The sequence below is a fragment of the Rhizobium sp. BK212 genome (genome assembly GCF_014197475.1).
Classification (GTDB): Bacteria; Pseudomonadota; Alphaproteobacteria; order Rhizobiales; family Rhizobiaceae; genus Rhizobium; species Rhizobium anhuiense.
The window spans coordinates 278,325-286,221 of the sequence record NZ_JACIFS010000009.1 but is presented as its reverse complement, the minus strand read 5'-3'; the positions used below and the strand labels follow the sequence as shown (position 1 = coordinate 286,221).

Annotated in this window: 8 protein-coding genes and 1 pseudogene; 3 read left to right on the top strand and 6 right to left on the bottom strand. The window is 58.6% G+C overall.

Annotated elements, in window-relative coordinates; all coding sequences use genetic code 11:
- The 5 genes and pseudogenes from FHT79_RS31955 to FHT79_RS25885 form a co-directional block, all read right to left on the bottom strand.
- A pseudogene (locus FHT79_RS31955) lies at positions 1 to 95 on the bottom strand (GNAT family N-acetyltransferase); the annotation flags it as partial.
- Between the two features lie 399 nt (positions 96 to 494).
- Entirely contained in the window at positions 495 to 1,079 is a 585-nt protein-coding gene (locus FHT79_RS25900; RefSeq protein ID WP_183904442.1) for a YceI family protein, read from the bottom strand.
- Positions 1,080 to 1,098: 19 nt separating this feature from the next.
- The gene (locus FHT79_RS25895) at positions 1,099 to 1,953 is read right to left on the bottom strand and encodes a hypothetical protein (protein ID WP_183904441.1); all 855 of its coding nucleotides are present in this window, start codon (positions 1,951 to 1,953) and stop codon (positions 1,099 to 1,101) included.
- Positions 1,954 to 2,357: 404 nt separating this feature from the next.
- Complete coding sequence (locus FHT79_RS25890) at positions 2,358 to 2,975, bottom strand: TetR/AcrR family transcriptional regulator (RefSeq protein WP_052213400.1); 618 nt, start codon at positions 2,973 to 2,975, stop codon at positions 2,358 to 2,360.
- A 56-nt stretch (positions 2,976 to 3,031) separates the two neighbouring features.
- The gene (locus FHT79_RS25885; RefSeq protein WP_047613853.1) at positions 3,032 to 3,382 is read right to left on the bottom strand and encodes a DoxX family protein; all 351 of its coding nucleotides are present in this window, start codon (positions 3,380 to 3,382) and stop codon (positions 3,032 to 3,034) included.
- A 140-nt stretch (positions 3,383 to 3,522) separates the two neighbouring features.
- On the opposite strand from FHT79_RS25885, the gene FHT79_RS25880 reads away from it, so the two are divergent.
- Complete coding sequence (locus FHT79_RS25880) at positions 3,523 to 4,629, top strand: alcohol dehydrogenase catalytic domain-containing protein (protein WP_183904440.1); 1,107 nt, start codon at positions 3,523 to 3,525, stop codon at positions 4,627 to 4,629.
- Between the two features lie 92 nt (positions 4,630 to 4,721).
- On the top strand, positions 4,722 to 5,288 hold the full coding sequence (gfa, locus tag FHT79_RS25875; RefSeq protein ID WP_183904439.1) for an S-(hydroxymethyl)glutathione synthase: 567 nt from the start codon (positions 4,722 to 4,724) through the stop codon (positions 5,286 to 5,288).
- Positions 5,289 to 5,558: 270 nt separating this feature from the next.
- On the opposite strand, the gene FHT79_RS25870 is transcribed toward gfa, so the two are convergent.
- Positions 5,559 to 6,617 (bottom strand): LacI family DNA-binding transcriptional regulator, encoded by a 1,059-nt coding sequence (locus FHT79_RS25870; RefSeq protein ID WP_047616954.1) that lies wholly within the window; start codon positions 6,615 to 6,617, stop codon positions 5,559 to 5,561.
- Positions 6,618 to 6,861: 244 nt separating this feature from the next.
- Between FHT79_RS25870 and FHT79_RS25865 the strand changes: the two genes are divergently transcribed.
- A complete protein-coding gene (locus tag FHT79_RS25865) occupies positions 6,862 to 7,845 on the top strand; it encodes an autoinducer 2 ABC transporter substrate-binding protein (protein WP_168333058.1) in 984 nt (327 codons plus the stop codon).
- The last annotated feature ends 52 nt before the right edge of the window (positions 7,846 to 7,897 follow it).

Here is a 7,897-nt window from a genome sequence, read left to right as displayed (position 1 = left end):
ACCAGCACTTCGCCGGCCCGCGGCCCTTCCAGCTGCACGGTCATCACTTCGAGCGGTTTTCCGGCCTGAACGGCAACGGCGGCGCGAACGTCCATGGGTTTCCTTTCGATTGTTACCAAATTTGCCGCGGCGCGGCCTGAGTGCGAGTGTTACGTCGCAGATGAATGAGGGAGATTTTGATCGGCCGTTGTCACTCCGGATACGGTCGAGCTTGGCGGCGCGGCCTCACCACAAACGAGGACTGCAAACGAACGCATGTAAAGATCCTCCCGATGCGCGCTAACGGCTTTATCCCTGCCTTCCAGCAGCGCTAGCTCTCGTTAACATACCATTTCGTATTTGCATACCCAAAAGTATCTGAGAAGCCGGAAAAACCAACTCGGCTGCCTATCCCAGGCCGGACGGCATAAGGGTTGCGCCCATACGGAAAAATACCGCCGCTTTGTGGCGACGGTATCCTTTCGGGAAGGGACCCTACGGTCCGGATTGTTTGATCAGCCTTGGTGCTCGCGGCCTTCCACCTGAATCACGAGCTCGACCTCATCACCGATCATTCCGAGCGCTGCCTTCATGCCGAAATCGCTCCGCTTCACCTTGGTTGTCGCGCTGAAGCCGACCACGTGGCTTTTGTCCCACGGGTTCTGGCCTTCCTTATTGAACTTGACATCCAGGGCAGCGGACTTGGTGACCCCGGCAATGGTTAGGTCGCCAATAATTTGTCCCGTGGTGTCGGAGGTTTTCTTGAATTCCTTGCCGACGAAGGTGATTTCCGGAAATTCCGTGGCATTGAACCAATCGGCGCCCTGTATGTCGCCGTCGCGCTGCTTGTTGTTCGTCGAGATCGAACCGACCGCGACTTTGACATCAAGGCTGCTTCCCTCGGGCTTCGTGGCATCGAATTCGAAAGCGCCTGAGAATTCCTGCGCGACGCCAATCACTTTCGAGAAGCCGAGGTGATCTATGTAAAACGCGATCCCTGAATGGACCGGGTCGATGTCGAATTTGGTGGCCCAGGTGGGCGACACTGTTCCGGCGAGCGACGCCATCGAAAGCAACAATGCTGCAAGTCTGTGTTTCATTTTCATTCTCCTCCTCATATTAAGCTGGAAAACTCGATCCATAGTCCAGGAACGCGACAACGACCGCCAACGCGGCCGGAAGCGCAGCCAGGGCGATATGGACGAAAAGGCGCGGAAACTGCCGAGATACAGCAAGCAGCCGGCAGATGCCCTCCGAGAACACTGGCAGCACAACGCAGAGGCCGAGGATCGCGATGGCGATGGGATCGGCTTTGCGCGTGATCAATATCACGGTGTAAGCGACGGAAATCAGTCCACCCAATGCACCGGTCGCCGAGGCGCCGCCAAAGCGGAAAACGGGATTGATGATGTGTACCAGGAGAATTCCCAAGCAACCCGCTGCGAGCATCAGACAGAGCTGAAACGAAGAGGACGATGCACCTAGAAGGGCTATCGGCGCGAAGCCGAGCGCGAGCACGGCAACGACGCCGCCTCGCTTTACGTCATCCTCCACGCGAACCGACGCCCCGCGCAAGACGAGCCACACTATAGCCACGCCAGCCGTTGCAGCAGCCACCACTTCCCACGTCGCCACTCCCAAGCGGGGCAGGCCAATATAGAATGCGGCCGCCACCGGCTGAAAAAGCGACACAACTCGAACCGCGCGTTGGGCGGCGATCTCGACCGCGAACCCCACCGCCGTCCCGATAACAATCACATAGAATACCTTGTTGACCGCCCCGACAGGCGGAAAAGCCGGCACTTTGTTGTAGACGAGCCAATAGGCTGCCAGCAAGGCAGCAGGCATTAGGAGGTCAGTGGGGCGCATCAGGCGGCGCCAGCGCATCAGGCCCGACGCGACAATGCCGACGAGCACCATGGCGAGCAGGGACGCGGCCAGCGCCTCCTGCGGGGAGTTGCCAAATCCAAACATGCGAAGTCTTCCGAATTGCGAGATGTATATCCTGCAGCGCCAGCACGCTGACGCGTGCACCCGGCGCCGACAAAACCGGTGCCTTAGCCTCCGGCTTGCGTGCTTCGACAGTTCACTGTCATCTTACCTTTGCTCATAATCCCCCCCATAGCCCGCATGCTCCTCAACAGCGGTCGACGCAGTCTGTAGTTTAAATACCAGACGGTTTTCACATACCAAATAGACTTTGAATGAAACCTAGTCTTTGAATTTTTAGATGTCAAGCTTGCTATAGGCGCAATGTGGGTGCTTTCCCCCCGCAGCGCCGCAGCTTCGACGATCGACAGAATGTTGACAGGTTAAGTGCGTGCGGGACGACTAAGGCAGAGCCGCCCGTTTCTCATGTCGACGGCAGATGGCCTCTGTCAGGCTTTTGCAGGGACACCGGGCGTGGTTGCCCGCGACGAGCGGTACATGTCTCGCAAGACGACCCGGACCATGTCCCCAGGCGCTCCGTCCTTGAGGAAGCTCGAAATGCCGCCATAGGTGAGCTCGAGAACGATACCGCCGATATAGAATGGGCTTGCAGGAGGCTGCATAACGAGATCCAACTTGTCGATGAGGATCTTACCTACGCCTTCCCATTGATCCCGGAAAAGCTTGATGTGACGATCTCCCAGCGTGTGATCATGCTGTGCCATGCGCAGCAGCTCGATCGCCAACATCCCCCACTTGCGGTCATCTCCGCGATTGTTCGCCCACGTTGCGAGAACGTCGATGAGGTCCATCGGGTCATCACATTTCCCGAGAAGTTCCGTCAGTTGGACCACGTCGCCACCGGCATTGCCGGCGAGGAGTTGGAGGAAGATGTCTTCCTTATTGGCAAAGTTCGAATAGAACGCTCCTTTCGAATAACCGGCCTCCTCGGCGATCCGCTCAATCGAAGCCCCAGCGTAACCGTAGCGTGCCATGACTTCATACGCCGACGCTAGAAGCTTCTCTTTCGTTCGAGCCTGACTTTGCTCACGTGTCAGCCGTGCCATTCGCAATTCCCGTTCTCGCGTATCCAGACACCGAGGCGTACCTCAAAATGCAGTGATCATACAAGAGCCGTTAGCAGACAAATGAGTGCCCAGAAGATCGGATACTCCGGCCCCATCTTCTGCCAGCGCCAGTTCATGCCGTTGATCTTCACGACCGCGTAGCCGGCCCCGAGCAATACCGAGGCACCTACGACGGCTGCAACCCTGGGGTAGACAGTAAAAGTCATGCCCACTGCGGCACATGCCTCAGCAACCATGGTAAGGCCCACGAAAAGTCTTCCGGGCTTGAAACCCGCCGCTTCGAATGTACTCCCGGCTTTCTCATAGTGCAGGCCCTTGCCGATGAGATGCGGAATGAACCAGACGCCGCAGAGAATGCGGAGCCAGTCAACCAAAACGAAATCCATTTCTCCTCCTTGACGCCGGCCTCCGCCGGGTCGGCGAGGATAGTTGCCATTCCCCGCTTGCCTTTTCAGATACTAAACGGTATTCACAATCTATATAGGATGTCAATACGACGCAATCTTTGAGTTTGGGAGGAATACCAATGGAACTGATGCGTGCCGCCCGGCTTCATGCCGTGGGTCAGCCGATGAGCATTGATGAGGTCGAGCGTCCGAAGGCCACCGGAAGTGACGTGATCGTCCGCGTGAAAGCCTGCGGAATGGTTCCGAATCTCGCGAATGTTCTGGCCAACTGGGAGACTTGGTATCCGCAGATGCCATTGCCGCCACGGCCCGCGATTCATGGCCTCGATCCAAGTGGAGTGGTTCACGAGGTCGGTCCCCAAGTGGTCAGTATTAAGCCGGGCGACAGGGTGTACGTGAATCCCGGCCGCTTCTGTGGTGCATGTCATCATTGTTCTTCGGGCAAGCCGCAGGCCTGCGAATATTGGACGCTTGGCGGTTACTTCGGCTACAACCAAAAAAGCATGGATATGTTCGCCCGTTATCCTTACGGCGGGTTCGGCGAATTCATGCTCGCACCGCAGGCTCAGGTCATCAAAATCCCCGACAATATGACGTTCGTCCAGGGTTCCCGTATGGGCTATCTCGGCACCTCCTATGCCGCGCTCAAAAAATGCGGTCCGCTCATGGGCAAGACTCTGATCATCAACGGCGCCACTGGGACGCTAGGCTTGGGTGCAACGCTGTTCGCATTGGCGATGGGCGTTGCCAAAATCTACGCCGTGGCCAGGGGCGAGACCTTGCTCAAGCGGCTGAAAGCGATCGCGCCGGACCGGATCGTCACGTTCTCGAACGTGAAGGGATCCTCAGGAGCTTTCGTCAAGGAGCAGACTAACGGGAGCGGCGCGGACTTGATGCTTGATACGCTCGGCGCCAAGGCGCCGCTCGACTCCATGCTGGACGCCATGGGTGGCGTCAAACGGGGAGGGCGCGTCGTCAATATCGGCGGCACGTCTGGGGCTTTGCCCGTCGACGTCAAATGGTGGATGGACGAGCAGATGGAATTGATCGGCTCGGTTTGGTTCACGGCCGCAGAAGGGGTGGAGATTGCGGCGATGGTCGAAGCAGGGATCATCGACATGTCGGTCATGTCACCGATGGTTTGGCCGCTGGAGAGGATCAATGAAGCCATTTCTGGTGTCGGAAAGGACGAAGGCGGCTTCACCTACTACGCTGTCGAACTGTAGCGAGTTCCAATCGAGCGGCCTAATCGCTGATCGGCCACCTGCCGATCTGAAAGCCGGGCGCAGTTGTCTGGCCAAATAGGAGGAAAGAAGCAATGGCAACCATACACCCTTATGTCGATGGGGGATTGAAAAAGGGCGGCGGCCCGTTCGCTGGAGGCACTCTCATATGTGAGTGCACGACGAACCCTGTAAAGGTGAAGATCAACGGCGATATCGCCCATAATCATGCCTGCGGCTGCACCAAGTGCTGGAAACCGGTAGGCGCAAACTTCTCGATTGTTGCAGTGGTACCCACGGAAGCCGTGGAAGTCGTTGAGAACGGCGATAAGCTCACGGTCGTCGACGCAACAGCCCTCATCCAGCGACACGCCTGCAAGGAGTGCGGTATCCATATGTATGGGCCGGTGGACCGGGATCATCCGTTCAAGGGCTTATCCTTCGTCCATCCTGAGCGTTTCGAAGAAGAAGGATGGGCGGAACCCGGATTTGCCGCTTTCGTATCCTCAATCATCGAGGCTGGCTATGACCCCTCGAAGATGGATGCAATCCGTGAGCGTCTCACCGAGCTGGATCTTGCGCCTTATGACTGCCTCTCACCTGGTCTGATGGACTACATCGCCACGTGGACGGCAAAGAAGAGCGGTGTCCTGGCGGCTTAGATCGCAAAGAGCCGGACAGCGGTCCGGCTCCCAACCGGAGCCAGTTCAGGAAAGTTCCATAATTCAGCTTATGCCGCAAATTGTTGTAGCCGCAAAGTTGAAGCGTCCTGTTTCTGCAAAAGTTGGAATGTCACTCTCCCCGAGTCTGAACGAGATCTGGGAGACGAGCGGATGGGATTGATAGCGACTTGAATACGTGATGACGGCGTCGTGTCTGGCGATCAGGCATCAAAGAATTTGGGGCCGTCATCTAGAACGAGACAGGACGCATTACTCGATATCCTTCAACGCATCGAGTGGGCCGATCAGCGCCGTGCGCGGCGGCACGAGTGTCGGCTGCACCAGATGGGTGATTGCCGGGCCGCGATCCGCATCGAGGATCGCAAACCCCCTGGTGATCATCGCCTCGCTATCCTGCCGGATCATGAAGACGGGGAAAGGCAGGAAGGAGCCGAAGGGATCGTAGTCGTAGCAGCCGACGATGATATCGGCGAAGGTCTCGTGCGGATGCAGCGCGAGGAAGCGCATCAGCCCTTCGAGATTGATCGAGGAATTGACGAAAAATGCGCGTGGCAGCTTTCCGTGGCCTTCGTAGAAGGCTTCGAAGGCGCGGGCAGTCATGGCGGGGGAATAGCCGGTCGGCTGGATGCAGATGTCCGGATCCGCGCCCAGCAGGGCGCGCTTTACGTCGCGGAACCCGCGAATTCGCTCATGGCTGGCATGGTCGTTGCGGCCGCCGAACAGGTACAGATCGTCGGGCGAAAGCGGGCCATCCTCCTGTGCGCGCTCGATGATCGCCTGTGTCAGCATGCGCGCGCCTTCATAATTGTCGCTGATGATCGACGGCGCCAGCGTGCCCGGCAGATCGATGTTGACATGCTTCAGCCCCGCCTTTTCGCAGACCTTGTGCACGCCATCCGGATCGGTCGCGCCGGCGATGAACAGCTCGTCGATAGAATAGGAGATCAGCGTCTCGACGACCTGGCGCTCCTCCTCCGGGTCGCGACAGGCGCTGACGACGAGCGGGCACTGGCCGCGGCTTCGGACCTGCGCCTCGAAAGACTGCGCCATGGAGGAGAAATAGCGGTTGTCGTGCACCGGCAGGAGAAGACCGACGAGGCCGGAGCGGGACGACCGCAGGCCACGCGCCTGCAGATTTGCCTTATAGCCGTGCTCGTTCGCCAGCTTCTGAATGAGCTGGGCCGTCGCCTCTTTGATACGCCGCTTCCGCCAGCTTCCGTTCAGCACGGCGCTCACGGTGGAAGGCGACGCGCCCGATAGGATCGAGAGATCGTAGATTGTCGCCTTTTTCTTGCTGATGTCCGTCATTCCCAGCCCTTCCTCTATCGTTCCCTTAGAAACAAACCCCTCTTGACGAAAGCCCCACCTTGATCGATAGTTATTGCACCATCGATTGTGCAAAAAAGAAAGATCGATTGTGCAGGATGGTTCGCCGGAGGAGGCGAGACGGGAGGCAAGGGTATTCCCTCGCCATGAAACAACCAGGAGCAACCTGCCGTGAAGCCGGCCGGTGGTCGTCGTTCGCATGAGCGACCTTTGAGGAGGAGTGAGGATGAGGAGCCTTATCGTAGCGGCATTTGCCGCATCGCTGTCGCTTGCCGGGGCGGTGGTCGCGTTTGCACAGGACGCGCCGAAGGTCGGCATTGTCGTCAAGATCGGCGGCATTCCCTGGTTCAACGCGATGGAAGCCGGCATCAAGGAACAGGGCCAGAAGTTAGGGGTCGATGCCTTCATGATCGGCCCGACCAGTGCCGACCCGGCGCTGCAGGTACGCGCCATCGAGGATCTGATCGCCCAGGGCGTCAAGGTCATCGGCGTGGTCCCGAACGATGCCAAGGTGCTCGAGCCCGTGCTCACCAAGGCGCAAGCCGCCGGCATCAAGGTCATTACGCATGAATCGCCCTCGCAGAAGGGCGCCAACTGGAATTTCGAGCTCGCATCGTCGACCGGATTTGGTGAGGCCCATGGCAAGCTGCTCGCCGAAAAGATGGGCGGCAAGGGCGAATATGCCGTCTTCGTCGGTTCGCTGACCGTCCCGCTGCACAATGCCTGGGCGGACGCCGCAATCGCCTATATCAAGGCGAACTATCCGGACATGAAACTCGTCGGCGATCGCTATGGCGTCGCGGAAGACGTCGACAAGAGCCGCTCGACGGCGCTCGACCTTATTGCCGCCCATCCGGATCTGAAAGGCTTCCTTGCCTTCGGCAGCCAGGGTCCAATCGGCGCCGGGCGCGCTGTCGAAGAACGCCGCAAGACGGGCAAAATCTTCGTGCTCGGTCCGTTCTCGCCCGGCCAGGGCCAGAAGCTGATCAAGTCCGACGCGATATCGGGCGGCTTCATGTGGAATCCGAAGCAGGCCGGCGAAGTCTTCGTCACGCTCGCCGATCGCTTGATCAAGGGCGAGAGCGTCAAGGAAGGTGATGACATTCCGGGTCTCGGCGTGATCAAGCCGGTTGGCAACGACATCATCGTCGATCAACTGCTGCCGATCAACAAGGATACGGTCGACGACCTGGCCGCAATGGGCCTCTGAAGAGGCCCCCTCCCCGGGTGTCGGGCCGGTCGACATGGACCGGCCCGACGTT

Coding starts and splice junctions, on each gene's coding strand:
- FHT79_RS25870 (WP_047616954.1), bottom strand. CDS start 6,617: ATGACGGACATCAGCAAGAAAAAGGCGACAATCTACGATCTCTCGATC.
- FHT79_RS25895 (WP_183904441.1), bottom strand. CDS start 1,953: ATGTTTGGATTTGGCAACTCCCCGCAGGAGGCGCTGGCCGCGTCCCTG.
- gfa (WP_183904439.1), top strand. CDS start 4,722: ATGGCAACCATACACCCTTATGTCGATGGGGGATTGAAAAAGGGCGGC.
- FHT79_RS25865 (WP_168333058.1), top strand. CDS start 6,862: ATGAGGAGCCTTATCGTAGCGGCATTTGCCGCATCGCTGTCGCTTGCC.
- FHT79_RS25880 (WP_183904440.1), top strand. CDS start 3,523: ATGGAACTGATGCGTGCCGCCCGGCTTCATGCCGTGGGTCAGCCGATG.
- FHT79_RS25890 (WP_052213400.1), bottom strand. CDS start 2,975: ATGGCACGGCTGACACGTGAGCAAAGTCAGGCTCGAACGAAAGAGAAG.
- FHT79_RS25900 (WP_183904442.1), bottom strand. CDS start 1,079: ATGAAACACAGACTTGCAGCATTGTTGCTTTCGATGGCGTCGCTCGCC.
- FHT79_RS25885 (WP_047613853.1), bottom strand. CDS start 3,382: ATGGATTTCGTTTTGGTTGACTGGCTCCGCATTCTCTGCGGCGTCTGG.